The organism is Ketobacter alkanivorans, from assembly GCF_002863865.1.
Classification (GTDB): domain Bacteria; phylum Pseudomonadota; class Gammaproteobacteria; order Pseudomonadales; family Ketobacteraceae; genus Ketobacter; species Ketobacter alkanivorans.
Genome location: NZ_CP022684.1, coordinates 1,963,008 through 1,989,077, shown reverse-complemented (window position 1 = coordinate 1,989,077; position 26,070 = coordinate 1,963,008). Strand labels below are relative to the sequence as shown.

General features: G+C 52.0%; 22 protein-coding genes and 1 tRNA gene. 7 read left to right on the top strand and 16 right to left on the bottom strand.

Annotated elements, in window-relative coordinates:
- Window positions 1-97 precede the first annotated feature (97 nt).
- The 6 genes from Kalk_RS08570 to mutY all read right to left on the bottom strand — a co-directional run bounded on the left by Kalk_RS08570 (window position 98) and on the right by mutY (window position 6,152).
- Window positions 98-1,927, bottom strand: coding sequence for a hypothetical protein (locus Kalk_RS08570; RefSeq protein ID WP_101893838.1), 1,830 nt, complete (start codon window positions 1,925-1,927; stop codon window positions 98-100).
- The gene (locus Kalk_RS08565) at window positions 1,920-2,963 is read right to left on the bottom strand and encodes a tyrosine-type recombinase/integrase (protein ID WP_101893837.1); all 1,044 of its coding nucleotides are present in this window, start codon (window positions 2,961-2,963) and stop codon (window positions 1,920-1,922) included. Before Kalk_RS08565 ends, Kalk_RS08570 begins: the two co-directional genes overlap by 8 nt.
- 370 nt (window positions 2,964-3,333) lie before the next feature.
- Window positions 3,334-4,428, bottom strand: a complete 1,095-nt coding sequence (locus Kalk_RS08560) for a hypothetical protein (protein WP_101893836.1) — start codon at window positions 4,426-4,428, stop codon at window positions 3,334-3,336.
- A 196-nt stretch (window positions 4,429-4,624) separates the two neighbouring features.
- Window positions 4,625-4,700 (bottom strand) — tRNA-Phe (locus tag Kalk_RS08555).
- 77 nt (window positions 4,701-4,777) lie between these two features.
- Complete coding sequence (locus tag Kalk_RS08550; protein WP_101893835.1) at window positions 4,778-5,050, bottom strand: oxidative damage protection protein; 273 nt, start codon at window positions 5,048-5,050, stop codon at window positions 4,778-4,780.
- A 10-nt stretch (window positions 5,051-5,060) separates the two neighbouring features.
- Entirely contained in the window at window positions 5,061-6,152 is a 1,092-nt protein-coding gene (gene mutY, locus Kalk_RS08545) for an A/G-specific adenine glycosylase (protein ID WP_101893834.1), read from the bottom strand.
- A 187-nt stretch (window positions 6,153-6,339) separates the two neighbouring features.
- Between mutY and Kalk_RS08540 the strand changes: the two genes are divergently transcribed.
- From Kalk_RS08540 to Kalk_RS08510, 7 genes are all read left to right on the top strand, one after another.
- Window positions 6,340-9,462: a response regulator gene (locus Kalk_RS08540; RefSeq protein ID WP_101893833.1), complete on the top strand. Its 3,123-nt coding sequence runs from the start codon at window positions 6,340-6,342 to the stop codon at window positions 9,460-9,462.
- Between the two features lie 59 nt (window positions 9,463-9,521).
- A complete protein-coding gene (hisB, locus tag Kalk_RS08535) occupies window positions 9,522-10,115 on the top strand; it encodes an imidazoleglycerol-phosphate dehydratase HisB (RefSeq protein WP_101893832.1) in 594 nt (197 codons plus the stop codon).
- 38 nt (window positions 10,116-10,153) lie between these two features.
- A complete protein-coding gene (hisH, locus tag Kalk_RS08530; RefSeq protein ID WP_101893831.1) occupies window positions 10,154-10,804 on the top strand; it encodes an imidazole glycerol phosphate synthase subunit HisH in 651 nt (216 codons plus the stop codon).
- An 81-nt stretch (window positions 10,805-10,885) separates the two neighbouring features.
- Entirely contained in the window at window positions 10,886-11,617 is a 732-nt protein-coding gene (gene hisA / locus Kalk_RS08525; protein ID WP_101893830.1) for a 1-(5-phosphoribosyl)-5-[(5-phosphoribosylamino)methylideneamino]imidazole-4-carboxamide isomerase, read from the top strand.
- Window positions 11,618-11,619: 2 nt separating this feature from the next.
- The gene (gene hisF, locus Kalk_RS08520; RefSeq protein ID WP_101893829.1) at window positions 11,620-12,396 is read left to right on the top strand and encodes an imidazole glycerol phosphate synthase subunit HisF; all 777 of its coding nucleotides are present in this window, start codon (window positions 11,620-11,622) and stop codon (window positions 12,394-12,396) included.
- A 7-nt stretch (window positions 12,397-12,403) separates the two neighbouring features.
- Window positions 12,404-12,841, top strand: a complete 438-nt coding sequence (locus Kalk_RS08515; protein ID WP_158643385.1) for a GNAT family N-acetyltransferase — start codon at window positions 12,404-12,406, stop codon at window positions 12,839-12,841.
- A 175-nt stretch (window positions 12,842-13,016) separates the two neighbouring features.
- The gene (locus tag Kalk_RS08510; RefSeq protein WP_101893827.1) at window positions 13,017-13,373 is read left to right on the top strand and encodes a hypothetical protein; all 357 of its coding nucleotides are present in this window, start codon (window positions 13,017-13,019) and stop codon (window positions 13,371-13,373) included.
- Between the two features lies 1 nt (window position 13,374).
- Here the strand turns inward: Kalk_RS08510 and Kalk_RS08505 are convergent, their stop codons facing one another.
- The 10 genes from Kalk_RS08505 to Kalk_RS08460 all read right to left on the bottom strand — a co-directional run bounded on the left by Kalk_RS08505 (window position 13,375) and on the right by Kalk_RS08460 (window position 26,062).
- Window positions 13,375-14,403, bottom strand: a complete 1,029-nt coding sequence (locus Kalk_RS08505) for a hypothetical protein (protein WP_101893826.1) — start codon at window positions 14,401-14,403, stop codon at window positions 13,375-13,377.
- A gap of 98 nt (window positions 14,404-14,501) precedes the next feature.
- A complete protein-coding gene (locus Kalk_RS08500; protein ID WP_101893825.1) occupies window positions 14,502-15,377 on the bottom strand; it encodes a divergent polysaccharide deacetylase family protein in 876 nt (291 codons plus the stop codon).
- 147 nt (window positions 15,378-15,524) lie between these two features.
- Window positions 15,525-16,001: a nitrous oxide reductase accessory protein NosL gene (locus Kalk_RS08495; protein ID WP_101893824.1), complete on the bottom strand. Its 477-nt coding sequence runs from the start codon at window positions 15,999-16,001 to the stop codon at window positions 15,525-15,527.
- Between the two features lie 23 nt (window positions 16,002-16,024).
- Entirely contained in the window at window positions 16,025-16,849 is an 825-nt protein-coding gene (locus Kalk_RS08490) for an ABC transporter permease (RefSeq protein WP_101893823.1), read from the bottom strand.
- Window positions 16,846-17,778 carry an ABC transporter ATP-binding protein gene (locus tag Kalk_RS08485; RefSeq protein ID WP_101893821.1) on the bottom strand — a complete coding sequence of 311 codons (933 nt, stop codon included), beginning with the start codon at window positions 17,776-17,778 and terminating at the stop codon, window positions 16,846-16,848. Before Kalk_RS08485 ends, Kalk_RS08490 begins: the two co-directional genes overlap by 4 nt.
- Window positions 17,775-19,100, bottom strand: a complete 1,326-nt coding sequence (locus Kalk_RS08480) for a nitrous oxide reductase family maturation protein NosD (protein ID WP_101893820.1) — start codon at window positions 19,098-19,100, stop codon at window positions 17,775-17,777. The genes Kalk_RS08485 and Kalk_RS08480 overlap by 4 nt, the downstream gene beginning before the upstream one ends.
- Window positions 19,101-19,103: 3 nt before the next feature.
- On the bottom strand, window positions 19,104-20,999 hold the full coding sequence (gene nosZ, locus Kalk_RS08475; RefSeq protein WP_101893819.1) for a TAT-dependent nitrous-oxide reductase: 1,896 nt from the start codon (window positions 20,997-20,999) through the stop codon (window positions 19,104-19,106).
- Window positions 21,000-21,050: 51 nt separating this feature from the next.
- Entirely contained in the window at window positions 21,051-23,192 is a 2,142-nt protein-coding gene (gene nosR / locus Kalk_RS08470) for a transcriptional regulator NosR (protein ID WP_101893818.1), read from the bottom strand.
- Window positions 23,193-23,339: 147 nt separating this feature from the next.
- Window positions 23,340-24,734 carry a S41 family peptidase gene (locus Kalk_RS08465; RefSeq protein ID WP_101893817.1) on the bottom strand — a complete coding sequence of 465 codons (1,395 nt, stop codon included), beginning with the start codon at window positions 24,732-24,734 and terminating at the stop codon, window positions 23,340-23,342.
- Between the two features lie 176 nt (window positions 24,735-24,910).
- Window positions 24,911-26,062, bottom strand: a complete 1,152-nt coding sequence (locus tag Kalk_RS08460; protein WP_101893816.1) for a murein hydrolase activator EnvC family protein — start codon at window positions 26,060-26,062, stop codon at window positions 24,911-24,913.
- Window positions 26,063-26,070 lie beyond the last annotated feature (8 nt).

Sequence of the window (26,070 nt, the reverse complement as noted above, 5' to 3'; positions counted from 1 at the left end):
GGTTGTCAGTAGCGGTTATTCGCTATCTGTAACTGTGATTATTAGATGTATTGCTTAACGTTAAGGGGGGCATTAAGAATTAACGCTTAGCGTTAAATTAACGTCTCCGCAGTTTGGATATGGTAGCAGATAAGGAGCCGAAACTTAGTTTCTGTTCTGACCCATGTTTGCTTCTCCAATAAATTGTGTCTTCGTCAATTTCTTGGATTATGTTTTCGTCGTCGAATTGAGCGTAATGGGATTCGAGAGTTTTTTGTATTAGCTTAAGAGCTGGTTTCTTGCCAAGGGTTTTCTCAAGATGCTCGTCAATTTTCATTAGTAGTTGGTGCAGTTGGTTGGTTCTGGTGACTACTGATGGCTGACATGAGGTAGCCGGAGCGCTTGTGTTCGCTATCTTGGATGCTGAGTTAGAGGAAGTGATCGTGTGGCAGGCAAATGATGATGCTATGAACTTGATTACCTTTTCTAATTCAAAAACCGCGTTGCTAGGGGTGGGGCTTGTAAATTTAGTTGTCCAAGTCATTCCTAGAGTATTCGTATTAGATACCGGGTCGGGCTTTTCTAATTGCCCTCGATCCTGATGGAATTTGTTCATCACTAGCTTTACTGCTCTAGCTTCATCATATCCACTTGCTTCCACAATTTTGTGTACAAGTTCAGTGTGCGTAATGTAGCGCTCATTCGGCTCATATTGCTCAACTTGTGTTTTGTTAAAGAACGCCCCAATTAAGCAATCAGTAAGTGAGCTAACTTCTTCTCTAAAAAACGAATATTGGCGTTTTAATTGGTCGTCCATGTAAGGTTTTAATTCCCATCTGTCCCAATTGCACCACACTGTGAACTCTTCAGCAGAACATTCGAACTTGCTGTTTAGAATCTGAAAAGCAACTTCATATCCAATTGATTCTGGGTTGCTCAAATCCGAGAGACTTACCTTAAAGTGGTGCTCTTCAAATTTCTCAATCTGACGCAGCTGAAACATTCCTGATTGGGGGCAGGAGGCTACATCGGAATAAGGATCGACGGCATAGAAGTATTCATCGGGCGACAAAGGCCACAACTCAAGATGATTTGTGTTAATGGCTTTTTTGTGAACGCTAGTTATTAGGTTGTTTAGAGATTCAAGTGAATAATTCGGTGTTTGGTTCGACCAACGTTGGATTAATTCTTGAAATGTGAGCCAGCGACCACTGTTTTCCTTGGCCTCTGGATTGAAGGTTTCAACTTGTGTCATAGAGAAGTAGCAGGATTCTATATTTAATCCTAACTTTCTACATTCATTTGTTGTGGTTTTTCTAGTGAGGCCTTTATCCAGGTAGGGCTGCAGGTTGTCTTGGTCGATATATGCCCACATTTCTAGTTCATGCCCTCTCATTCTGGGGGTTATGCCATCATTGTTAAATAGAATGTGTCCAGCATCGTGATAACTACAGAATTCAAGGGAAGTCGTAGGTTTTGACTCCTTGATAAATCGCTCTAGTTCTTCTTTGGTTATTACTAATTCGGTTCTAGCTAGATTTTCACAATATAATTTGTCCGTTGAATCAGGGTTGTCTGTCGGAAACTTTTTTGTATCATTGCCGGATGCATGGGCATTGTACATTCGCGCATAATTCGCATCTTCGAATGCGGTGACACTCCTTATAATTTCTCTGTTTCTGTTGTGTGGGCTAAACTCTAGAATGTCAGAGTGATTCAAATACAAGAACCGCTTTATTTTCGCTTCTTTTTGGGCATACATCCGCTGGGCAAGGCTGGGCTCAGGTGAGAACGCTATGGCAATCTCACCGTGTTCCGCTAGCTCGAATAGTCTAGACACATTAAAAGGCTTGTTCATTAATTCACTGAGCTTTTCGCTGGCACTTTCCAGGTAATAAGAATTCTGGCTGAGCTCTAGTTCTAAGGATGAATCTGAAACATTAGCCATTAAACATACTCCTATTCATGGACTCCAGAACTCGGCTGGTATGCTGCTCGGAAAGGTGGGCGTAACGCTTCACCATTTGGAGAGTTTTATGACCTAATATTTCAGCTATCTCAGCCAAAGATGCTCCGTTCATAGCTAGGTAGCTGGCGGCAGTATGGCGTAAATCGTGGAACCTGAAATCATGAATGTCAGCTGCTTTGAGGGCTTCACCCCAAGGTCTTCGTATGGCGACTGGGGATTGTGGTTTCACTGTGCTGGGAAACAGTAGCTTTGTATCGACTCTGCGAATTTTTGACAGGTTAAGAACAAGCTCTTTTGCATGGCTTACCAGTGGAACTGTGCGGCGCTCACCGTTTTTTGTGTCTGATAGGTAGATGTAGCCGCGAACCAAGTCTACATGAGGCCATTCAAGTGATAGGATTTCGCCTTGTCTCATTCCTGTTGAAAGTGCCAGTACCACTACGGGGTACAGTGATTCACAGTCAGATTGTTTGCAGGCTGTGAGCAGTCTGGAGCGTTCTTCTTCATCCAGGAAGCGTACTCGGCCTCTTGGTTCTACAGGTTTCCGCACCTTGCGTAGTGGGTTGTCTTCTAACCATCCCCATTCGTTTGAAGCAATTGTGAAGGCGTGAGAGAGGGCTGCCATATACCTCACCACAGTTGCTGGCTGACGCCCCCTTTGAAGTTTGTCTCTTGCTTCGCCTAAGCGAGCTGGAGTCACTTCTGAAAGCGTTAGGTAGCCAATTTCAGATTGCCACCATCGTAACTGAGCAGCTTGTTTAAGCTGGCTCTTTGGTTTTGTGGGTAAGACGTATTTTATGTAGCGTTCTATTAAATCGCTGAGCGTGTGTTTTTTGGATTCCGTAGTTTTGAAGTGCCTGCCTTCGCGTATAGCTGCTTCGGTATTGGTAACCCATCTTTTGGCATCAGTCTTTCTATTGAATGTGGCTGTTTGGGGAGGAAAGCCCTTGAGGCGGACTATGGCTTGATAGCGGGTTTCACCCTTGCTTGTTTTTCGCTCTCGGATAGTCGCCATGGAGAAAACCTTTACACTGTTCAAATATACAGCAAAAGGTTACAGCAATTGACAATAAACGGCAACAGGGGACTAATAATCACCGAACAACTAGAAATATATATTATTAATCAGCTGGTTATGGCTTTTTGTTCTGGTATGTCACATATGTGTCGCATCTTGGGTGCAATAAAAAACGCAGGCTTACGGCCTGCGTCCTTTATAATTTTCATGCAAAGTCAAAATATAAGTGGTTCAACCACCACCTGCACCGCTACTTACTAAGTACATGGTGTGCATCCTTCTAGAAAGAGAACTAAATGTTAACATTTACAAGTATACAGATTTAAAAACTGTTTATTATAGTATATAGGAATAAGTATATTGCTTTTTATTCTTTGTGGTTATCTTCTGGGGTTGAGCCGTTTCCTGAAATACATATCCACATGTCATCGTCTGGTGTCATCTCTGTTCCCGAATAAATAACTTCTGACTGGTTGGGTTTCAGCTCGATCTTGCGGTGCTCGGGGTCAGATATATCGGAAGTTTTGTCGAATGGAGGCTGACATTCCACTGTAATAGACTTTCCGCAAGTCATGTCATTAGTTACTTTGATTACGTATTTTTCCGTAAAGCGTCGAACCCATTGATGGTATGGCTCTCCATTTTTACACCACATCCAGAATTCTACTTCATATTTAGCAGCTTCATTGGCGCCAATTGAAGCATGGATTTTCTTTTTCAAAAACTTCGATTTTATTTGCTCGTCATTCTGCAATTCATAGCTTCGAGTGTTAGTTGTATGTTTTGAGGAGACAATGGGGCAAAGTTGGAGGTGTGTTAAGGCGCCTCTGATTTCGTCTTCCAAATAGATGTCGTCTGTATCTATGTCGACGTGGAGACTGTCATCATTTTCGTATGCAAAGTTATTGTAAATATTGGTTAGGTTGAAGTCCCATTTAGTGATTACTTTGAAAGCGTCTATTTTCGAGTTGTAACTGTGAACGGAGATGCGAACAGTTGACTGGGGACTATAGCATGCCAATCTTTCTATTGCTCTTTTGGCGTATTGTTTAGCGTTAAGAGATTCATCATTGAAAAGAAAACTGATTTTGTTGTCGATAGTTTCTTCTTCTGGTTTCCTGGATGAAATGAGTATTACTATCGCGGTCAAAATAATGAAGAAAAGAGCGTCTTCAGCGGCAGATGCGTAGAAGGATATCCAGAAATTGTCTTTTGCGACTTCTGCTAGAGTCTCGCTTTTTCTAAGGAGATACAGGGCAGAGATAATAAAGCCGACAACCCAAATAAACCAAGCATAGAACATTATTCTAAGGAGCTTTCTTTGGGATAAGCTAAAACTGCTAAAAAATTTAAGGAGCAAAAACTTCTTTACGTGTTCAGACAAAGGAGTTTTAGATATAGGCTTGTTATCATCTTTTTTTCCCGATGAGGCGATTTCTTCTTGATGGTTATTGTTACCCATTAGTTATTTCCAATAGTTTCACGAATGCAGTCGCCACTGATATTAATTGCATGTTGATATAAAGGGAATTGGAAGGGGGGAATCTAGTTGTAAGAGTATGGTCGTGCTGGTAGAGGGGGGAGGCTAATTGGCAGTGTGACAGGGGTGTGTCACAGGAATAAAAAAAGGCCCGCAACTGCTTGCAGGCCTTTATATATGGTGCCCGGTCTCGGAATCGAACCAAGGACACGGGGATTTTCAATCCCCTGCTCTACCGACTGAGCTAACCGGGCGTCAAGAGGGCGCTATTAAACCTTCAGACGGCTTTTGAGTCAATACCCCTTGGCCTGATCCAGAAGGTTTTTCTAAATCAGCTGCTTGGGGGTACATAGCCTTCGGGCTGTTCGACGTCTTCTCCAGCAAGAAACTTGTCAAATTCACCCGTCAGGTAGGTTTGAGTCTCCGGGTCCATCATATTCAGGCGCTTTTCGTTGATCAGCATGGTCTGGTGTTTGAGCCATTCCTGCCAGGCCTGTTTGGATACGTTGTCGTAGATGTCTTGCCCTTTGGGGCCGGGGTAGGGCGGGCGCTCCAGGCCTTCCATGTCCTGTTGGTATTTGCGGCAAAAGACGGTTCTGCTCATGGTGTTCAGCTCACTGTTTGACGGGGTTGGCGTGATGAAGTATCTGGATCAGCTTTTTTATGGGGGCGGCCAGCCCCAGCTGTTCGATCTGGCTCTCGTTATACCAGACCTGATCCAGCCCTTCCATCACGCTGGGCAGTTTGCGGCTTAGGGTAATGTGGATGGGGTGGATATCCAGATGGTAGTGGGAGAAGGTGTGCCGAAAGGGCTCAAGGCTGGTCTGTTGGCGGGGCTTTAATCCCTGCAGGGCCAGATGCTGTTGCAGTGCGTCTTCACTCCCAAACTCAGGAAAGCTCCACAATCCACCCCAGATGCCTTGGTCGGGTCGCCGGTACAGCAGCAGTTCGCCCTTGTGTTGCAGCATTAACATCCAGGTGGCTTTGACGGGTTTGTCTTTTTTGGGTTTGGAGTGGGGGTAGGCTGTGGGGTTGCCCTCAGCCACGGCCTTGCAGCCGTCCACCAGGGGGCAGACGGTGCAGGCGGGCTTGCTGCGGGTGCAGAGGGTGGCACCCAGATCCATCATGGCTTGGGTGTATTCCCGTGTGTCGGCGCGGTTTTGCTCAGCCATGGAATAGCCTTCGGCAATCTGCCACAGGCGGTCGGCCACTTTTTTGTCGCCGGGCCAGCCTTCGATTGCGTGCAGGCGTGCCAGTACCCGTTTTACGTTGCCATCCAGGATGGGGGCGGCGATGCCCATGCTGATGCTGGCGATGGCTCCGGCGGTGGAGCGGCCAATGCCGGGGAGCGTGGTGAGGGTGTCTACGTTGCGGGGGAATTCTCCGGCAAAGACTTCGTCCACCACGCAGGCGGCTTTGTGCAGGTTGCGGGCGCGGGCGTAGTAGCCCAAGCCGGACCAGTGTTGCAGTACGTCATCCACGGGGCTGTCTGCCAGGGCCTGCACGCTGGGGAAGCGGGCCATAAAGCGTTCAAAATAGGGGATTACGGTGCTGACCTGGGTCTGCTGCAGCATGATTTCTGAAATCCAAACCCGGTAAGGGTTGACGTTTTGCTGCCAGGGTAGATCCTTGCGGCCAAACTGGTGATACCAGTCCAGCACGCGGGCTCGGAAGATGTCTGCATTCTGTAGAAGTTCAGGGTTCAAAAATTACTCTTCTGTATGGTTTTTTTGTTCAATATATCAGTTGGTTAGGCACTGATTAGTAATTACTTACCGCGCGTGGGCAAATGTAGGGATTGCCACTATACTGAGAACTTATGGAGTAGTGAACCTGCCCCTGCCATTCGGGCGAAGACCAAGGATCGTGTAGCAAGGCTCCCTGATTAGTAATATGGACAGACGCAAAGCGCGCCGCTGGCTCGCCCCCACCATTCAAAATAAGCTATTGGCGATAATGCTGATTGTGGCATTGGCTCCGCTGATGGTGTTCGGCACCCTTGCCTATTTCAAATCCCGCGAAACCATCATCAATCAGGTAGGTGAACGTTTACAAGCCACTTCGTTGTTGGCCATGTCGCAAATTGATCGTACGTTTGGTTTCAGTCAGGAGAATATTCGCTCATGGGCGGCATTGGATGTAATGCAGGCGGTGGAGCGGGGCGACCCGGAAGGGGTGGTGTCCGAGATGCTGTTCGATTATCAGCGTGCCTATGGTGTTTATAACACGTTGGTGGCAGTGGATGTAGACGGCGCGGTGGTGGCAGCGGGGGATTCCGATTTGATCGGTATTTCCCTGAAAGAGGCCCAGTGGTTTAAACAGGTGATGATTGAGCGTAAGGCGTTTTTGTCGCCTCTGCGGCTTGATTCAGAGCTGGGTGGCTACGGTGTCAGTATCGTGGTGCCTATTTTTCGAAAATACCAGCCCGATCATCTTGTCGGTGTGCTCAAAGCCAGTCTTGATTGGCGCGAGTTGTTGTTGCAGGTAAGCGCCATCAATGTGGTGCCAGAACAGCAGGAGGAGAGCGGTTATGCGGTGTTGATCGATGCCGATGGCTATATCCTGGCGGCCCCTGATTTTATTCTGTTTGATGATGCGGCCAGCAGTGGCGACGATCCCACTCGTGTGTATGGCAAGCGTTGGTGGGTGGCCAACAACCCTATGCTGCTGGATCGGTTATTGAGTCGGCCGGGCCATCGTTATATTCGCCGAGGTTCTCAGGAGCTATTGCTGGTCAATATGCCTGCGCGGGAGTTCCGCTATGTGCGTGACAGTGGTTGGAGCCTGGTGCTGGTGCGCGATGCCGACGATGCCCTGAAGGATATTGCGTTTATCCGCGAACGGGCGTTTTTGATCGGCTTGATTGCCACCATGCTGATTGCGGTGGTGGCCTATGTTATGTCGCGACAAATCGGTGCACCCATTGCCCGGCTTTCTGGCTGGGCAGAAGAGCTTACCCACGGCAACCTCGATCGCCGTATCAGTCTGCGTTCCAATGATGAGCTGGCCCAACTGGCCAATTCGCTGGATAACATGCGCAGCAATATGAAAAAGAACCTGGATGAGTTGTTTGAATCCAAAGAGCGCTATCAATCTATTATCAGCTCCATTGATTGTGTCGTTTGGGAGGCCCAGATCAATCCAATGCACGTGTCACTGTTGTCCGGGCAGGTGCAGCACGTGCTGGGTTATACGCCCGAACAGCTGTTGGAGCAGTTAAATGACTGGCAGCATCATGTTCATCCTGACCATCATCAGACGGTGATGGATGCCTTCCGTTATGCCACCAACGAGGCCAGCGATACCTATATTGAATTCAAGGCGCGCCACAGTAATGGTGAATGGGTGTGGGTGAAAGCACTGGTGAGTGTGGTGATCGAAGGGCTTAACGTGGTGGGCCTGCGTGGTGTGGTGGTGGACATCAACGAAATCGTGAAGGCCTCCGAAGATATGGCCGAAGCGCGTGATCTGGCGTTAACCACGGCAGAAGATAAGAGCAGGTTCCTGGCCATTGTCAGCCACGAGATTCGCACCCCGATGAACGGGATGCTGGGCATGTTGGACGTGTTTAATGAAAGCGGCCTGACTGATGAGCAGCGTCAGGTGCTGGAGTTGGCCAAGCAATCAGGGCGCAACCTGTTGTCATTGGTGGACGACGTAATGGACTTCTCCCGGCTGGAAAGCGGTGAGCTGGAGTTCGTGTACGAAGAGCTGAATGTCCACGACCTGTTTAACTCGGCGGTGAGCTTCGTGTCGGTGGAGGCCTATCGCCGGGGGCTGGATCTGGGCATGGTGGCCGAGGCCGGGCTGCCCCAGCGCGTCGTGGCCGATGCGACCAAGCTGCGTCAGGTGCTCACCAGCCTGCTTTCGAATGCGGTGAAATTTACCGAGCACGGCTCCATTCTGCTGTGGGCCGAAATGCTGCCCAATAATCGCCTTTATGTGGAGATCAAGGATACCGGTGTCGGTATTGGTGCCGAGCGCCAGGGGGATCTATTCAGGCCCTTTGTGCAGGAGGATGTCTCCAGCACCCGAAAATTTGGAGGCTCCGGGCTGGGGTTAGCCCTGTGTGATGGGTTGCTCAGTGCCATGGGTGGGCGCATTGGCGTGCGTTCAATCAAAGGCGTTGGATCGTCGTTCTTTTTTGAGCTGCCGGTGGAAGTGCCTGCAGGGCAGACCTCGCTGGCAGTACGCGTGCGCCAGGAGTTTTCACATCACAAAGCGGATGCATCTGTGCTGCTGATCGGTGATTTGCCTGCCACACAGATGGTGATGCAGATGGCCTGTCAGCAATGGGGGCTGGATTTTCACTGGGAGCCCAAAGAATCCCGCTTGATACGTCAATTGGATGATGTATTGAACGCCCGAAACTATCGCTGGATATTTATTGCTCAAGAGATCAGCGATCGTTTTTGGGAGAAGCTCAATCCGTTTCTGCATGGTGATAATCCTCCTAGAATCATACAGTTAAGGGTGCCGACAGAACGCTATGGGCAGCGCCCGCTGCCACATCTGTACGTGCCCTTCTCGCAACGACAACTCGTAGACTGCATGATGGGTCGGGGGGATGATTTCATCACCGTGGTGCAGTCCGGTGTTGCTGTCAAAGCCTCCCTGCCCCAAGTGCTGGTGGTGGATGACAACGAGGTTAACCGTCGCGTGGCCTGTGGTTACCTGCGCAAACTGGGTTTCAGCTGTGATATTGCGGAGGATGGCCAGCAGGCGTTGGAAGCAGTCAAAAGGCAGCATTACGGCATGGTGTTCATGGATTGCCAGATGCCGGTAATGGATGGCTACGAGGCAACCCGGGCTATTCGCGAGCATCTCAAGGGGCAGGCCTTGCCCATAATAGCGGTTACTGCCAACGCCATGGACGGAGACCGGGAGAAATGCCTGGCCGCTGGCATGGATGATTATCTGGCCAAACCCCTGCGCAAGGAAGGGTTGCAAGAGGTGGTGGAGCGTTGGCTAAGCCCTGTTCAGGCTAGAGCCCTCGGAAACCACCCAACGGCTTAGGAATTTCATCGCCTTCGCGTTATAATCCCCCGCTTTCCCATACCCTCAGTGGAGTAGCCATGTTGCAACGTACTGCCCGCGTTGAGCGCAATACGCTGGAAACCCAGATAACCGTGTCCGTGAACCTGGATGGCACCGGCCAGTGCAAGCTGGATACCGGCGTGCCTTTTCTGGAGCACATGATTGATCAAGTGGCCCGCCATGGCCTGATTGATATCGAAATTGTGGCCAAAGGTGATCTCCACATCGACGCCCATCACACCGTTGAAGATACCGGTATTACCCTGGGGCAGGCGTTGGCTCAGGCCTGGGGCGATAAAAAGGGCATCCGTCGATACGGTCATGCCTATGTGCCTTTGGATGAAGCCCTGTCCCGTGTGGTGATTGATTTGTCCGGTCGACCCGGTTTGCAGATGGACGTTGAGTACACGCGGGCGTCCATTGGTGGCTTTGACGTGGACTTGTTCGGAGAGTTTTTCCAGGGGCTGGTGAACCATGCCATGATGACCCTGCACATCGACAATCTGAAGGGTAAAAACGCCCACCACCAGGCAGAAACCATATTCAAAGCGTTTGGTCGCGCGTTGCGTGTGGCCGTGGAACGTGATGAGCGTATGGCCGGTGTGATGCCCTCAACCAAGGGCTCGCTGTAGTCTGAATCCTGTAAGCGAATTCTGTCGGAAGCACTAACATGAGCAAAACCACCGTTGCCGTCATCGACTACGGCATGGGTAATTTACACAGTGCCGCCAAGGCGCTGGAGCACGTGGCACCCGATGCCAAGGTAGTGGTGACCCACGAAGCAGAAAAAATCCTTTGCGCTGATCGAGTTGTGTTCCCCGGTGTGGGTGCCATTCGTGACTGCGTGGGGGAGATCCTGCGTCTGGGGTTGGATCAGGTGGTGCGAGAGGCCGCCAAAACCAAGCCATTACTGGGCATTTGCGTGGGTATGCAAAGCATGATGACCCATAGCCAGGAGAACGGCGGCGTAGACTGCTTAAACCTGTTTCCCGGCGAAGTGAAGTTTTTTGGCGATAACCTGAAAGATATTAACGGTGAAAAGCTCAAGGTTCCCCATATGGGTTGGAACCAGGTGCAGCAGGTACAGCCGCATCCGCTATGGAAAGACATTCCTGATAACGCCCGTTTTTACTTTGTGCACAGTTACTACGTGACGGTGGCAGATGAAGCGTTGATCACCGGTCGTGGTGATTACGGCGTGCCGTTTGTGGCAACCCTGGGACAGGACAATGTGTTTGCCGCCCAATTTCACCCAGAGAAAAGCCAGAAGTCCGGGCTGCAGTTATTGAAGAATTTTATGGAGTGGGATGGCACTGCTTAAGGCTGATTGTTCCAGGCTTGTGCTGACACTGTCGCGCCACTCAAACCCCCTTTTTTATGTTGTGATGATACGAGAACCAATATGCTGATTATTCCTGCCATCGACCTCAAAGACGGAAAGTGTGTACGCCTGCGTCAGGGCCTGATGGACGACGCCACCGTGTTTTCCGATGATCCTGTAGCCATGGCCGACCAATGGGTAGCCCAGGGTGCGCGTCGCCTGCATCTGGTGGATCTGAACGGAGCCTTTGATGGAGAGCCGGTAAACGGTGCTGTGGTGCAGGCCATCGCCAAGAAATACCCGGATCTGCCCATCCAGATCGGCGGCGGCATTCGCAGCCTTGAAACCATTCAGACTTATCTGGATTGCGGCGTCGACTACGTGATCATCGGCACCAAAGCAGTGAAAGAACCGGCCTTTGTCAAAGCTGCCTGCGAAAAATTCCCCGGCCACATCATTGTGGGCATTGACGCCAAGAACGGCCTGGTGGCTACCGACGGTTGGGCCGAGGTTTCTGAAATGCAGGCGGTGGACTGTGCCAAACAATTCGAGAACGATGGTGTGTCGGCCATCGTCTACACCGACATCAGCCGCGATGGCATGATGCAGGGTGTGAACATCGAGGCCACGGTGGCGCTGGCGGAAGCCATTAATATCCCCGTGATCGCCTCCGGTGGCGTTACCAACATCGATGACGTAAAACAGCTGCTGAAAGTAGAGCAGTCGGGCGTGTCTGGTGCCATCACCGGCCGTGCGATTTACGAAGGCACACTGGATTTAAAAGCAGCGCAAGCACTGGCAGACGGAGAGTAAGCATGGGCCTGGCCAAACGCATCATTCCCTGTCTTGACGTGGATAACGGTCGCGTCGTTAAAGGTGTGCAGTTTGTGGATATCCGCGATGCCGGTGATCCTGTGGAAGTGGCGCGCCGTTATGACGAACAGGGTGCCGATGAGATCACCTTTCTGGACATCACCGCCAGTCATGAAGATCGCGACACCATGGTGCACACCGTGGAAAAAATGGCCAGCCAGGTATTCATTCCTCTTACTGTGGGTGGTGGCATCCGCAAACTGGAAGACATTCGCACCATGCTCAATGCCGGTGCCGATAAAGTCAGCATCAATACGGCTGCTGTGTTCAATCCTGAATTTGTTGGGGAGGCGGCGGCCAAGTTTGGCTCGCAGTGCATCGTTGTTGCCATTGATGCTAAAAAAGTAAGCCTGCCGGGAGAAACCAACCGCTGGGAAATTTTCACCCACGGTGGCCGCAAGCCGACCGGCCTGGATGCCATTGAATGGGCGCGCAAGATGGTGGATCTGGGCGCCGGCGAGATCCTGCTGACCAGTATGGATCGAGACGGCACCAAGAATGGCTTTGATTTGGATGTGACCCGTGCCATCAGCGATGCGGTACACGTACCGGTGATCGCCTCCGGTGGTGTCGGTAATCTGCAGCATCTGGCGGATGGTGTTACCAAGGGCAAGGCCGATGCGGTGTTGGCGGCCAGTATTTTCCATTTTGGTGAATACAGCATTCAGGAAGCCAAGCAGTTTATGGCGGCACAGGGCATCGAGATGCGGCTCGACTGATAAAGCGATGGCTGACTTACTGGAACAGCAGATCATCGCCCCCTACGACAGCGACTGGTATCGCCAGGGCTGTGATTTGCGTCGAGTCGTGTTTATGGAAGAGCAAGGCGTTTCCCTGGCGGACGAGTTTGATGGTAAAGATCCTGATGCCACCCACATTGTCACTGTTCAGAATGACGAAGTGGTGGGAGTGTTGCGAGTTTTGTGGTTACCTGAACACGCAAAAATTGGTCGCTTTGCTGTGCGAAAGGATTTGCGCAATGAAGGCATCGGCTCACGCCTGTTTCATACGGCGCTCAGTTTCATCGACCGCAAAGGGGTTGAGCGCGTGATGTTGGAAGCGCAAATAGATCGGATCGAATTTTACGAGAACTTTGGCTTCGAGGCTTATGGTGATGAATATCTTGATGCGGGCATTCTGCATCGTGCTATGAAAAATTACTGATCCCAGTCCTACCCCCCCTGCTGTTTTCTATTGATCTATATAATAAGCTAATAAAATGGCTTGATAATTTCCTCTTGCAACCGACTATTGGCCACTCCACGCATTGAGTTTTGCCGGTGCCATGCGCTATGGTATGCGGCTAATAATATTCAATAATAAAATCGGGGGATAGATCATGGGAGAGCTGCGTTTTAAAAGCCATTGGAACGGCATGCTAACCACATCAATGGTGATGCTGGCGGCGTTAGTGTTGTTGATGGGGTTTCAGATTTCGAGAATGGCAACTGGTGCAGGGGCTGACATAACAGCACCGGCCAGCCTGGTGTTTATCGGTTTGTTTGTTGGCGCGTTGGCGTCGCTGGTGGGGCTGAAGGCAAACCCCAAAGGGTTTGCCTTGCTGGGCGTTTTGATCTGCGCCGGTATTGTGCTGCATCTTCTGATCAGCAGCGGGTTGTTTGCGGTTGAATCTTTGGTGGCGTCTATCGCCTTGGTGTTTCTACTGTTGGGCATGGTAAGGCTGGGTCGAGAATAATTCAGCTTTTAGCCAGCAGTGCCAGGGTTTCGTCAGAAAAATAAAAACGTTGCAGATGGCGGCGAACCAGCGCTTCTGCAATGTTGTGTTTTAACAGCATGTTTGCCAAGTCCGGCGCGTAGTTGACGATTTCTGAAACGATCATATCTTCGGTAACGCCCAGGTCCGAGAGCATGGTGTGCAGGCTGTCATCTCCGTATTTGTCGAAGAAAAATTTCACCCCGGCGTCGATGCAGGATTGCAGGTAATCGGTGTGGCGGAACTCCAACCAGAACTCATAGCCCAGTACCATTAGCTCCTGTAGATCCATTTCACTGAAGTAGCGTTGAAAGTTGGCGATCTTCCAGTTTTTGATGTCGTCCCACAGATTTTGCACACTGTTGAATGCGCTGTCCCGATACAGGTCGTTGTCGAGCATGTCATCCACCAGTCGAATGGACTGATCCACACTGGCCTGAGATAGCTGCTTCCCCAGGTTATTCACGTTCTCGCTCAACCCCGGCGCACGATCATTAAACCATTCCCGCAGTTTCTGCATGCCGTTGGCAACCGGGGCCAGTTTAACGATCTGATTTTGTTCCAGGGCGTAACCTTTCACTACGGTGAACACTACGTCGGAGAGAAACTCACGAAACGGCGCGCTGCTACGAATATTATTGACGGCCTGATCCAGCAGGCTGTTGGGTTCAAATACTTTTTCCAGAAAATCGATCGCTATGTCGTCAGTGATCAGATCCCCCAGGTTGGTGATTTCATTATTGGGATGCTCATAAATGATGTTGGCCACTTCACCAAACAGCTCAGGGATGCCGCCCTCGATTTCCATCTCTACGGCATAACGCAAGGCGGTGGCTTTCACTTTTGCTTCCGGCACTGCCTCCCGCAGGGGGATTGCACCGAGTTTTTCATAGAGGAACTTGAGATCCTCCTGCAGCAGAGGCTCCAGTTTTTCAGGCGTCAGGTCTTGCAGCCAGAACTGAACCTGGGCATCCAATAGTTGTTGGGCAAGCAATTGCGCGTGATCAGACATGGTTAAACCTGTAGCAGAATGGCATGAAGAGTGGAATACAGGATGTTACCGCAACCAGTAGCGCAGTACGAGCGGGCTTTGTGGCGGGTGAGTCGAATCTAGTAGAGTTGTTCGTTGGAAAAATTAAGCCGCTGGCTTTCCGGAACCGGCATGGCAACGATCCACTCCATGATTTCTTTCAAATCCACTGGCTGGTCTACCGGCCGGCCATAGAACATGACCAGCTCCGAGGCGTCCACTAACTGCACACCCATGTCCTCAAGGCGTGGCAGGGCTTTTTCCAGAAACGCCAGGGTAGTGGGGTAGGGGTGGCCAATGGCGATGGCATGGCCCCGTTTTTGGGCAACGCTCACCAGCGATTGGAACATACGTTCCACCGCGGCTTCGGTCTGTATGTTGTCCAGAAAGATGTCGCGCTTCAGTGAAGGGATCTGGTAATGACGGGCGGAGCGGTTCGCTACTGAGTTGGGGTTGGTCATACTGTCGATGAAGTAAAGCGGGCGATCCTGCACCTCTTGCATTAACCAATGCATGATTTGAACATCAGCAGTCACGTTGCTGCCCATGTGGTTGTTGAGGCCCACGATGTGGGGTACAGAATCCAGTGCTTTGCGAACTCGCTGTCTGATCTCATCTTCATTGAGATCCTGGCTGATGCCGCCTTCGTCCAGGCGTCGGTTGGGATCGCTGCTTTCCATGGGCATGTGCAGAATAACTTCCCGGTTACGATCATAAGCTGCCTGCGCAAGGGTTTCGCTGTAGGGAGTGAAGGGAATAATGGCGTAAGTGATATTGCCGGGCAGTTGCAGCGCCCGTTCGCCCGAAGGACGGTTGTAGCCCAGATCATCCAGGATGATGGCAATTTTAGGCAGGCTTTCTGTTTGCTGCTGGGGCGTGGCGGCAGTCTGTGCGGCCTGGCTCAGATTGCCAAGGCTCAGCCACAACAGCAAAACAATAATCGGTCTAAATATCATGTATCAATACAACGAAAGCGGTTTGTTAACAGTGTAGTGTATTTGCTATAGCGATGGCTGCGGGTGGTCGGGTTGGGGTGGCAGTTTTGTGAGCCAGTTCTCCTGGTGTGGTATCCCTGAGTCGGGGGTGCTCGCCAAGCTTGAGGCTCAGAGTCGATCCAGCCTCAGCTCATAGAAGGAGATTACCTCGCCATCTTGCTGATTTGCAAAGGTTTCTGCATCTTTTTGTTGAGCGAACGAGGCCAGTGTCGGCCCCATAGCCCCAGTTTGGTTAGAGCCAACCACGTACCAGGCGCTGCGAGCATCAATCAGGTGGCGGTCGTCGGGGTGTTGCCAGTCGCTGCGGGCCATATCGTGCACAAACAGGGCTTTGGTATTGGGATGGTTTTCCGGTTGCAGGTACCAGCTGATCAGATCGCGGGTGGAGCAGAATTTCACCACCGACAGGGGGCGTCCTGTGAATGCCTGCCCTTTGGGGCCGGGAAAACCGGTTATTGCCATGCCGCACAGGTGGCATTCATCTCCGCTCACGAAGGGCTGGGGGTGCATGGGGGCTGTCTCTTCCTGTGGCTGACAGCCCATGATCCCAAGTACTGCAACGCACAGATAAAGTAATTTAGTCATCTTGGGTGCCTTATTGATGGTGGTTAAAGTGGGCGACGGCTGAATAACAAGTAGGCTGTGCCCAGTGGCAGCAATAGCCATGCTATTAAGGCGCAGTACAGCACACCGCTGCCATAGGACAGATCCCGCGCAACGATCAGTATGCCTTGGCCTTCACCTTCGAAACCGATCAGGTTGATCAGTCGGAACACGTCAGTGGGGTTCAGCAACAGTAAAAAGGGAAAGAGGTCAGGATGAAACTGACCCTCTGTAGCAACCAGAATACCCAGCAATGCGAGATCAAAGATCAGTACAAACAGGAACCAGAACAGCAGTGCCCCACCTGCTGCTCTGGACTTTTCGGAAACCCAGGCGCTGATGCAGTACGCAAAGGCGAGAAATACGCAGCCCAGTATGGTGGCAGACGCAACGAAGCTCGAGAAGGCTTGCACCACGGCGTTGGTATCGACGTTGTCGGCAAACAGAATGATAGTGATGGCGCTGGCCCCAAAACCCAAAAGCGTAGAAAGGCCCATGATGGTGCCATGACCCAGCAATTTGCCCAGCAGTAATTGCCCTTTGCTGAGAGGATAGGTCAGCAGTAACAGCAATGTTCCGTCCTCATCTTCACCTACGATGGCATCGTAGGCCATCAACAGGGCGATCAGGGGAATCAGAAAAACCGCGAGAGATGCCAGGCTGACAATGGTGTTGGGTAGAGAGGTGAAGCCGACAACACCCGCTCCGGCCGCACCAAACCAGCTGATACCCACAGAGAGCAGGGCGAACACTAGTGTAATGGCCACAATCCAGCGATTGCGGACGCCGTCTTTAAGTTCTTTGTGTGCAATGGTGAGTACTGCGTTCATTGTGGCGTCACCTCGTCATGATCTTCCACAAAATAGCGATAGAGTTTTTCCAGCGAGGGTTGCTGAAACTCGATGTCGTCGATGTGTGGGTTTTGCGTGAGTGCTCGCAGCAGCTGCATCTTATTGCTGGGATCGGATTCCCATTCCAGGGTGCTGCCGTTGATCGGACGCATCCCTTTGGCCAGTGTGGTCAGGCTGTCCAGTTCCTGTTGAAGCTGGTTGCGTGCCAGGGTGCTTTTGACTCGAATGGACATGGGTAAATTGGCCTGCTGGCGCAGTTGCGACAGCGACCCCAAGGCTCGAACTTGTCCGTTACCCAGAATGGCGGCGCGATCAATGTGTTGTTCCACACCGGGGAGTACATGTGAGCACAGTATGACCCCACAGCCCTGACCTCTCAATTCATCCACCATGCTATAGAAATCCTGGGTAGCGATGGGGTCGAGCCCTACCGTAGGCTCGTCCAGTAGTAACAGTTTGGGCTCGCTGAGCAGGGCTTGTGCCAGCCCCAGTCGTTGCCGCATACCTTTGGAGTAGGTTTTTACCTTGCGATCGGCGGCGTGTGCCAAACCAATGCGATCCAGCAACGCCGAGCAGCGCTGGGGGCTGACCCGTTTTAGTCGGCCGAAATAGCGCAAAACCTCACGCCCGGTAAGCTGCGGATAGAACGCAACGTTCTCAGGTAGAAAGCCGATGCTGAAACGTTGCTGGCTGAAGTGGGGCTGTGAGGGTTGCAGACCGAAGACGCTGACATCACCTTGAGAAGGTTGCTCCAGCCCCAGGATCAACTTCATAGTGGTGGTTTTGCCTGCGCCATTGTGGCCGAACAGCCCCAGGACTTCACCGGGGCCGAGGCGCAATGAAATGCCTTGCAATGCCTGTACATTACCAAAGGATTTGTGTACTTGATCCAGTTGCACCAGCGTCATGGATGGTCTCCGTAGTGCGGGCTGAGTGTCACCGCAGGCGGCGCATTTATTGTCTGCAGGTCTGCGGGGGGCTGCATAAGTGGGTAGCTGTCCTGCACGCCTGCAGGCTTTAACACCGGAAACGCTTTTTGTATCCAGCGTAACGTTTCCACTGCCGGGCTGTTTATTAAAAGTCGGGCTGTGGGATAGGTCCAAAGTACTTTGTCCATGGCATCGTTGGGTTCGTAGTGGGTGTCGCCAACTCCATCCCGGTTACGATCCCAACCTAAATAGTCGCTCCAATAATTGCCGCGTTCCTGGTAGGACCACTCCTGCATCCGGTTGGATACGTATTTAACCTGCTGCTTGTTGTGTATAAAGGCGTTGTTATGAATTTGATTGTCTTCAGATCCGGCGGTGAGATGTATGCCTAAATCGGAGCCTTGCAGGCGATTGAAGGCAATGGTGTTGAATACCGAGTTATAGATAAATAATGCCTTGCCCTCGGCCCCTTGAATGTGAGCGCTGCCGGTTGGATTACTGCCGGTTTGCACATTAATAATGATGTTGTTGTGCAAGTTAGAGTCGGTAATGAAGTTCATCAATATGCCATAATTTTCATCCTGCTCGGATCGGTTGCCGAAGACATGCAAGTGCTTGGATTGCATAAGTGCATAACCGGTACGGGTAGAATGGGTTCGGTTATTGGATACTTCATTATGGTAGGAGTACATGTAATGAATGCCGTAACGCAGGTGATGCAAGTAGTTGTTGTGCAATCGGTTGTGATTGCTGGTGTCGATATAGATTCCATCACGGGTATGCCACACTTCATTGTGAGCAACATCGGCACCAGTGGTTGAAAATAGATGGATGCCGTTACCGCGATCCTGGGAGCGGATGCGTTCATTGCCTTGTATGCGGTTGTGATAAATGTGCGCGTCACGGCTGCCATCCACCCAGATGCCAAACGTGTCGCCCTCAAGTTGATTATGCTCCAGGCGGACCTTGTGGGCCTGCTTTTCTACAAAGATACCGGCATTCATAGCGGTAAGATTATCGCCCCAGCCAACGATGCGGCAACCCGATACAGTGACGCCTTCTGCTTTAATGCGAAGCGTGTCAGCCTGCCCGGCACCGTCCAGAATGGCGCCAGACTGGCAGTGCAGGCTGGTTGCAGATTGAATTGTGAAGTTGCCCCGGTAGGTGCCGGGGCTGAGTTCAATGTGGCTTGTGGATTGTTCCAGCGCCCGCTGCAGGGTTGCACTGTCGGTTACGGTTTTGCCCTGTACAGCGTAGCTGCAAAGCAAGAGTAACAGTGATGCCAGTGCAACCCTGTGCATCGTTTACGCCTCAACCATCATGCGGCCGCGCATTTCCATGTGCAGCGCGTGACAGAACCAGTGGCAGTAATACCAGTACAAGCCAGGGCTGCCTGCCGTGAAGGTGATAGAGCTGGTTTGCTGTGGCCCCACCTCCATGCTGACACCGTGCTGACAGACCGCGAAGCCATGGGTGACGTCCTCGATTTTGTCCAGGTTGGTAATCACAACGGTGACTTCGTCTCCGGTTTTAACGGTAAACTCGTTGAGCCCGAAGGTGGGTGCCATGGAGGTCATGTATATCCGAACCTTTTTGCCATCACGGATGATTTTGTTGTCCTGCTCCAGGTTGACGCCATCTTTTTTTGCAGCGGCAACGGTAGCGGCAAAGAACGGGTCGTTTCGGGTCCACAGTTTGGCGGGCTTCACTTTGCTGCGATGTACAATCATGCAATCGTGTGGTTCGGCGAAGGTAGGGCCATCGTGTACCAGTTTCATTTCATCGCCGGAAATATCGATCAGCTGATCGTTCTCGGGGTGCAGAGGCCCAACAGGCAGGAATCTATCTTTTGAAAACTTACACAGTGAGATCAGATATTTGCCGTCGGCATCACGGGTTTCGCCCATGGTGGTGTGGTTGTGCCCTGGTTGGTAGTGCACATCCAGTTTCTGTTTGATGTAATTAACTTTCTCTCCGTTGTAAGCGCGAATGGCATCAGCCGGGCTCCATTTGCAGATCTGACTGTCAATGAACAGTGTTGTATAGGCGTTGCCGCGTCCATCAAATGCAGTATGCAGTGGCCCCAGGCCCAGCTCAGGCTCTGCCACTACTGCGTCCCGCTCTTTGATTTTACCTGCGAATAGATCCGGTAGTTTATCAATGGCGATGATGGTTACAGTGGGGGATAGCTTGCCGTTGGCGACGAAATATTTTCCATCTGGTGAGGTGTTTAAACCGTGGGGTGATTTCGGCACGGGGATGTAGCGGGTGAACGGACTATTGGCTTTGGCGCGCCCGTCTACTACCGGTACTTTAGAGTTGCCGATGGTGGTGTATTTTCCTGCTTTCACGGCTTTCTCGATGGCGTGGATGTCGAACACCACGGCCCAGTCGCGTTCATTGCGCATGGTTTCGCCCAGGGTCACACCTTCTTCAGAGTTGTAGCAGGTGGCAGCGGTGAAACGGCCGGTGTAGTCGGCGTCGGTATTGTCCAGGTTGCCATCCACGATTACCTGAAATGCCATTTCCATGGTCTCGGCATCAACGGCGTTGTACATGGTGAAATATTTGCTGGGATCGTTCAGGTCGCGACCATCGTTTGGTTGCGGAATACGGAACTCACCATTACAGAATACGTATTTGGTGTGCGGCACCTTTTGAACGCGCAGTCCATGGATGGCCTGAACATTGGGGATGGAGAGTATCTTGTCGCATTTCATGATGTCGCAGCGAATGCGGGCAACGCGGGTGTTGAGCTTGTCGTTGATGAATACATACTTGCCATCGTAGTGGCCATCGGTCATGGACATGTGCGGGTGATGGGCATCACCGCAATGAATGTGGGCCGAATCGCCTTTCACCCGTTTGCTTTCATCGGTTAACCCCCAGCCGGTGGCGGATTCGGTGTTAAACACCGGGATTCGCATCAGCTCACGCATGGAGGGTATACCCAGAATGCGTACTTCACCGGAATGGCCACCACTCCAGAAACCGTAATATTCATCCAGTTCGCCGGGGTGAACGGTGGCATTGGCCATGGCATCCTTGGCCGCTTTTGCGAATGCTTCGCGAGTCATGATGGCGCTGCCCAGTCCTGTTGCGCCAACTACACCGGCAGCACCTGCGATGGTGGATGCACCGAGGAATCCACGCCGACTGACGGTGTGGGGTTGTTCAGTATCAGGCTTTTTGTCTTCCATTTTGTGTGTCTCCGGTTGCTGAGTAATATTTGAAGCTGGGTAAGTTCGTCTTCAGGTTGTGATTACGTCAATGAGCTTGGGGTTGGCCTTTTTGCGTTTTTTGCCTTTGTTGATGAGGGGCGGACATTTGTTGCTGTTGTGATAGGTGATCTGGCAATCCAGGCAGTGATGGCATTCGTTTGCGTTGATGGTGCCGTCGGGATGGATAGCCTGTATTTCACATTCAACTGCGCAGAGCTGGCAGGGGTCGCCACATTCTTTGCGTCGTTTAAGCCAGTCGAACAGGCGCAGCTTGGTGGGAATGGCCAGCGCCGCGCCCAGCGGACACAGGTAGCGACAATAAACTTTGCGGGTGAAAATCGAGACAAACAGCAGCATCAATGCCCAGCCTGCAAACCACCATTCGCGGTTGAATACCAGCAGGAACGTAGTTTTAAAGGGTTCTACCTCGGCGTAGCGTTCGGCGCTCGACATGGATTCCAGCGACAAACCAAATAACGCCAGCAAGATGATGTATTTCAGTGCCCACAGGCGCTCGTGTACCGCAAAGGGTAATTCAATTTGTTTGACTTTGAGTTTGCGGGCCGCTTCGTTGATGAGTTCCTGCAAGGCACCGAACGGGCACAGCCAACCACAGAAAATTCCGCGTCCCCACAGCACGATGGTGGCGGCAGTGAAACCCCATAGAATAAAGATCACCGGATCCATCAGAAACAGTTCCCAACGGAAGTCGCCCATTAAGGCGTGGGAGAATGTCAGCACGTTGACAATGGACAGTTGGCCCAGCGAATACCAGCCCAGAAATAACACGGTATAGATCAGAAAGCCGCGACGCAGGTTGTGGAGTAGGCGGGGATAGCGCACCAGCCAGTCTTGAAAAAAGATGATGCCGGTGAGCAGTATGAGGCTGATACAGAGCACCACCAGTTGGAAGGTTCGCTGTTGCCATATGCTGATCCATAGGGGCGCATCGTTGGTGTCATCCAGTGAGATGGCGGTGGACGGGGCTGGTTGGTTGAGCATGGTTTGTGGTAACTGATAGCTGCCGGTAAAGCCTACAAAAGTGCTTTCTATGGGGCCGGTCTGACGCCGTACCAGCAGTTCAACATCCCATTGTGCGGCGGGATCAAAGTCGTAGTCGGCACGTATGATGAAGATTGCCATCTCGCCGAATTCGGGTATCTGCTCCAGGTAAAGATCATTAAGCCGATAGTAATCTACGTCACGAAAACTGATTTGGGTGCCACCCTGAACCAGTTGAAGGCGATCGAATATGCCGCCGCGCACATAACCGGAGCCCTTGAAGGAATAGTCACCGTTGGCCATGACGGCGATGGCATGATCCCCTGCATTCATTTCGCCCATTAACCATGTGTACTCAGCGTCCCCCAACAGATTGCGGCCGATGGTCGGGATGTTCAGGTAGCCGTAGTACAGGTCGATGAAGGTATCTGACTGCTGATCTTCAGGGGCGATGTCTATGCCTTCTGCCTCGGTGCCGATGAAGGCGGTGTCCACCTCGGCGCGGGTTAGATGCAGCCGTCTCAGGGCACCATTACCGGTGAGGCGGTTCCAGTCGGCGGCCTCGTCGTGATCCTGTATTACGATGGGTTTGGCGCCTTCAGGCACATTAGCGCCCAGCATGCCGGTGGCTTTCGCTACTTTTTTTGCTGAGCGCAGCATGGCTTCGTGTACCACCATAATGGTCACTGTGGCCCCGGTCACCGCATCGACCGTTTTGGTGTTGGTATCGGATGAATGCCCTACGCGAATGCTGTCTGTGATTGCCATGCCTTCGTACTGGCGCGCGAAATTCCATAGTTTTTGCTCCGGAATGCCCACCAGTAGAATCGGTTCATGATGAGATAATACCCACGCAGTTTTGATGGTGCCGGCCAGATCGAGCGCCATCAGAATATTGATGGGTTTTCCGGAATAGGCGGGGATTTTAACTTGATCGTTGGTTTCAAAACCGTACCCCACAACATCGCCATTGTTGAGGATGGGCCAGAGCTTCTGCGTATCATCCCTCGGGCCCAGGGTGGCGCTGTTGCCGAAGGGGGTGAGTAATTTTTGGCGCTGGTCAGCACTGCTTTCGGATTGCGCCAGCACCGGCCCTATGATCAAGACATGGGCCACGGCGATAAGCCCCAAGATGTTCAGGCGGGCTTTGCGCAAGCGGTCATAAAGCATCTACTGTCCCTCGCAACCATGCCTGAGAATGAGGGTGCGACAAATTGTCGCAGGCATCGTTGGAGGGCAGTATAGAAAGCAACCCGCCTCTTTCCGTTGATTTGTATCAACGGGTAGAGGCGGGTTGTACTTGAGAGGTAGGAGGTACTACGTTTTGGGTATGGTGCTTTCGCTGGCGGTGGCAGCGGGGCGTTTCAGTACGTTGAGGGCTTTGAGTAGATTCAAGGCTTCGTACAATTGATAGTCGGTATCCACCAAGTCCTGCTTCTTCGGTGCTTTCGCGTCTTTTTCACCCTCGCCTTCCGGGTTTTCCAAGTGCCCGCTCAGATCGCGCTCTTTTACCCGTGACATTTCCTCGACTTTGGTGAGGTGGGCGTTTTCCACTTTGATGTCGGGCTCAATACCTTGGGCCTGGATGGAGCGGCCGCTGGGGGTGTAGTAGCGGGCGGTGGTGAGCTTGAGGGCGCGGTTGTTATGCAGAGGCAATACGGTTTGCACAGACCCTTTGCCAAAGGAGGTGGTGCCCATGATTACTGCGCGGCTGTGATCCTGCAGTGCGCCCGCTACGATTTCGGACGCTGAGGCGGACCCGCCGTTTACCAATACCACGATGGGAACGCCGTTAAGCAGGTCGCCAGGGGAGGCGCGGAATTTCATATCGGAATCCGGCAGTCGGCCTTTGGTGTAAACCACCAATCCATCATCTATAAAGGCGTCGGTCACATCCACCGCTGCTTGCAATACGCCGCCGGGGTTGTTGCGCAGATCCAGCACTAAGCCTTTCAGCTCGGATTTGTTCTCTTTCTTTAACTTTGCCAGCAGTTTGATCATGTCGCCGCCGGTGTTGATCTGAAACTGGGACAAGCGCACGTAGCCGTAACCAGGATCCAGCAGGCGGCCTTTAACGCTTTGTACGGTAATGACTGCGCGGGTAACGGTGATTTCCAGAGGTTTATCCACCCCTGCGCGAATGATGGTGAGGATGATGTCGGAGCCGGGTTTGCCTCGCATCAGTTTTACCGCATCGCCCAGTGTCAGGCCTTTGACCGGGGTGCTGTCGAGTTTGATGATCAGGTCACCGGCTTCCACGCCTGCTTTTTTTGCTGGGGTGTCGTCGATGGGGGTGATGACTTTTACGAAACCATCTTCCATGCCCACTTCAATACCCAGCCCACCGAACTCACCGGTAGTGTTGATTTGCAGATCCTGGTAGGCCTCCGGCTTAAGGTAGGCAGAGTGAGGGTCCAGCTCGGTCAGCATGCCCTGAATGGCGTTTTCCAGCAGGGTTTTATCGTCTACTTCTTCTACATAGGCCTGTTTGATACGATCAAACACATCAGCAAAGGTGCGCAGTTCGTTAATCGGCAGCAGGCCTTGGTTCTTGGGCTGGGGTTCGACAGCGCTGCTATCGGCTTCCGACTGGGCCGCTTCCTCTTTGCTTGCGGGTTCTTGTGAATACGCGAATGGGCTCAACGCCAGTAGTGAGATCAGCAGGCTGCGCTGCCACAATGGCCGCCAGTGGGACGAAGGTCGAAAACCCATGTTCTACTCCTGTTTGGCTGTAGTCGATACCGGAGAAACCGGTGAGATGTGAATAAGACACTCAACCCTGAGTCTGGTTTCACATCAAAATCATTTAGTTAGCTTGTTTAGAGTAGCGCGAAATGGAGCCTGTGGCACTATCTGCGGCGACGCTGCGTGTAAATTCGTGGCAGCGGTTAGCCGCGACACCAGTGGGATGGGTTCACCGGTTTGCCATTTTTGCGAATCTCAAAATACAGCGATGCTTGATCCTGGCCACCGCTGCGGCCGCTGTAGGCGATGGCCTCACCTGAATCAACCCAGTCGCCGGGGCTTTTTAGCAAGGTTTCGTTGTGTCCATACAAGCTCAGGTAGCCATCACCATGATCCACTATAGTGAGCATGCCAAAGCCGCGCATCCAGTCTGAGAAGACCACCCGGCCATAGTGTACGGCTTTGACCTGGCTGCCTTCCTGGGTGCTGATGACCACTCCATTCCAGCGCAGGGAGCCGCTTTCTCTGCGGTTGCCGAAGCGTTTCACAACCCGCCCCTGGCTGGGCCAGCTGAGCTTGCCTTTCAGTTTGGAGAAGGGCTGCTTGCCGATGTTGCTGGGCAGATCGCTGAGGGTGGTTTGCACTTGATGCAGAATTTCTTCCAGCTCGTTCTGACTGGTTTTGAGGCTGGTGACCTTGGATGCATCGCTCTGCAGGCTGCTGTCCAGCTTGGCCAGGGCCAGTTTGCGCTGTTCTTTTGCATCTTGCAGGCGTTGTTGTTCCTGGTTGAGATCTGCTTTCAGCGTGACCAGTTGGGTGACTTCCTCATTGATGCTGACTTCGTTGGATTTGATGTCGTTGAGGGTCTGGTTGAAGGCGGTAATACGCTCCATGCGCGCCTGATGAAAGTAGTCGTAATACTTCATAAGGCGGGCCATTTTGTCGGGCTGCTCCTGATTCAACAGCAGCTTCACGTACTCCTGGCGGCCGGTGCGGTAGGCGGCATTGATGTCCTGCTTGAGGGCTGAGCGCTGGGCCTCTTTGGCTTTGTTCAGTTCGTGCTGGGCTTTGCGCAGCTCCTTTAATTTGGCTTCAGAGCGCGCCATGGAGGTGTTCACTTCACTGAGCTTGCGGCGAGTGTTGCTGATGGCTTGCTCGGCTTTTTGCAGGGCACGCTCGGTATCGCTGCGGCGGGATTGGGTGCGTTTGATTTCTTTTTGCAGATCCTGGATACGGCTTTGGATCTTTTGCAGCTCTTTTTTGGTCGCAACGGGGTCAACATTAGCCCAAACGGGAAAGGCCCGGCTCAAAGCCAGGCCAATCAACAGGATTGCCAGTAAGCGGATGAAGGGCATCAGGCAGC

What these genes read in the sequence shown, in the direction of transcription:
- Kalk_RS08565 (WP_101893837.1), bottom strand. Translation starts at nt 2,963, where the DNA reads ATGGCGACTATCCGAGAGCGAAAAACAAGCAAGGGTGAAACCCGCTAT.
- Kalk_RS08540 (WP_101893833.1), top strand. Translation starts at nt 6,340, where the DNA reads ATGGACAGACGCAAAGCGCGCCGCTGGCTCGCCCCCACCATTCAAAAT.
- Kalk_RS08495 (WP_101893824.1), bottom strand. Translation starts at nt 16,001, where the DNA reads ATGACTAAATTACTTTATCTGTGCGTTGCAGTACTTGGGATCATGGGC.
- Kalk_RS08460 (WP_101893816.1), bottom strand. Translation starts at nt 26,062, where the DNA reads ATGCCCTTCATCCGCTTACTGGCAATCCTGTTGATTGGCCTGGCTTTG.
- Kalk_RS08500 (WP_101893825.1), bottom strand. Translation starts at nt 15,377, where the DNA reads ATGATATTTAGACCGATTATTGTTTTGCTGTTGTGGCTGAGCCTTGGC.
- hisA (WP_101893830.1), top strand. Translation starts at nt 10,886, where the DNA reads ATGCTGATTATTCCTGCCATCGACCTCAAAGACGGAAAGTGTGTACGC.
- Kalk_RS08510 (WP_101893827.1), top strand. Translation starts at nt 13,017, where the DNA reads ATGGGAGAGCTGCGTTTTAAAAGCCATTGGAACGGCATGCTAACCACA.
- Kalk_RS08560 (WP_101893836.1), bottom strand. Translation starts at nt 4,428, where the DNA reads ATGGGTAACAATAACCATCAAGAAGAAATCGCCTCATCGGGAAAAAAA.
- hisB (WP_101893832.1), top strand. Translation starts at nt 9,522, where the DNA reads ATGTTGCAACGTACTGCCCGCGTTGAGCGCAATACGCTGGAAACCCAG.
- Kalk_RS08515 (WP_158643385.1), top strand. Translation starts at nt 12,404, where the DNA reads ATGGCTGACTTACTGGAACAGCAGATCATCGCCCCCTACGACAGCGAC.
- Kalk_RS08490 (WP_101893823.1), bottom strand. Translation starts at nt 16,849, where the DNA reads ATGAACGCAGTACTCACCATTGCACACAAAGAACTTAAAGACGGCGTC.
- Kalk_RS08570 (WP_101893838.1), bottom strand. Translation starts at nt 1,927, where the DNA reads ATGGCTAATGTTTCAGATTCATCCTTAGAACTAGAGCTCAGCCAGAAT.
- Kalk_RS08505 (WP_101893826.1), bottom strand. Translation starts at nt 14,403, where the DNA reads ATGTCTGATCACGCGCAATTGCTTGCCCAACAACTATTGGATGCCCAG.
- nosR (WP_101893818.1), bottom strand. Translation starts at nt 23,192, where the DNA reads ATGCTTTATGACCGCTTGCGCAAAGCCCGCCTGAACATCTTGGGGCTT.
- nosZ (WP_101893819.1), bottom strand. Translation starts at nt 20,999, where the DNA reads ATGGAAGACAAAAAGCCTGATACTGAACAACCCCACACCGTCAGTCGG.
- Kalk_RS08550 (WP_101893835.1), bottom strand. Translation starts at nt 5,050, where the DNA reads ATGAGCAGAACCGTCTTTTGCCGCAAATACCAACAGGACATGGAAGGC.
- Kalk_RS08485 (WP_101893821.1), bottom strand. Translation starts at nt 17,778, where the DNA reads ATGACGCTGGTGCAACTGGATCAAGTACACAAATCCTTTGGTAATGTA.
- hisF (WP_101893829.1), top strand. Translation starts at nt 11,620, where the DNA reads ATGGGCCTGGCCAAACGCATCATTCCCTGTCTTGACGTGGATAACGGT.
- hisH (WP_101893831.1), top strand. Translation starts at nt 10,154, where the DNA reads ATGAGCAAAACCACCGTTGCCGTCATCGACTACGGCATGGGTAATTTA.
- Kalk_RS08465 (WP_101893817.1), bottom strand. Translation starts at nt 24,734, where the DNA reads ATGGGTTTTCGACCTTCGTCCCACTGGCGGCCATTGTGGCAGCGCAGC.
- Kalk_RS08480 (WP_101893820.1), bottom strand. Translation starts at nt 19,100, where the DNA reads ATGCACAGGGTTGCACTGGCATCACTGTTACTCTTGCTTTGCAGCTAC.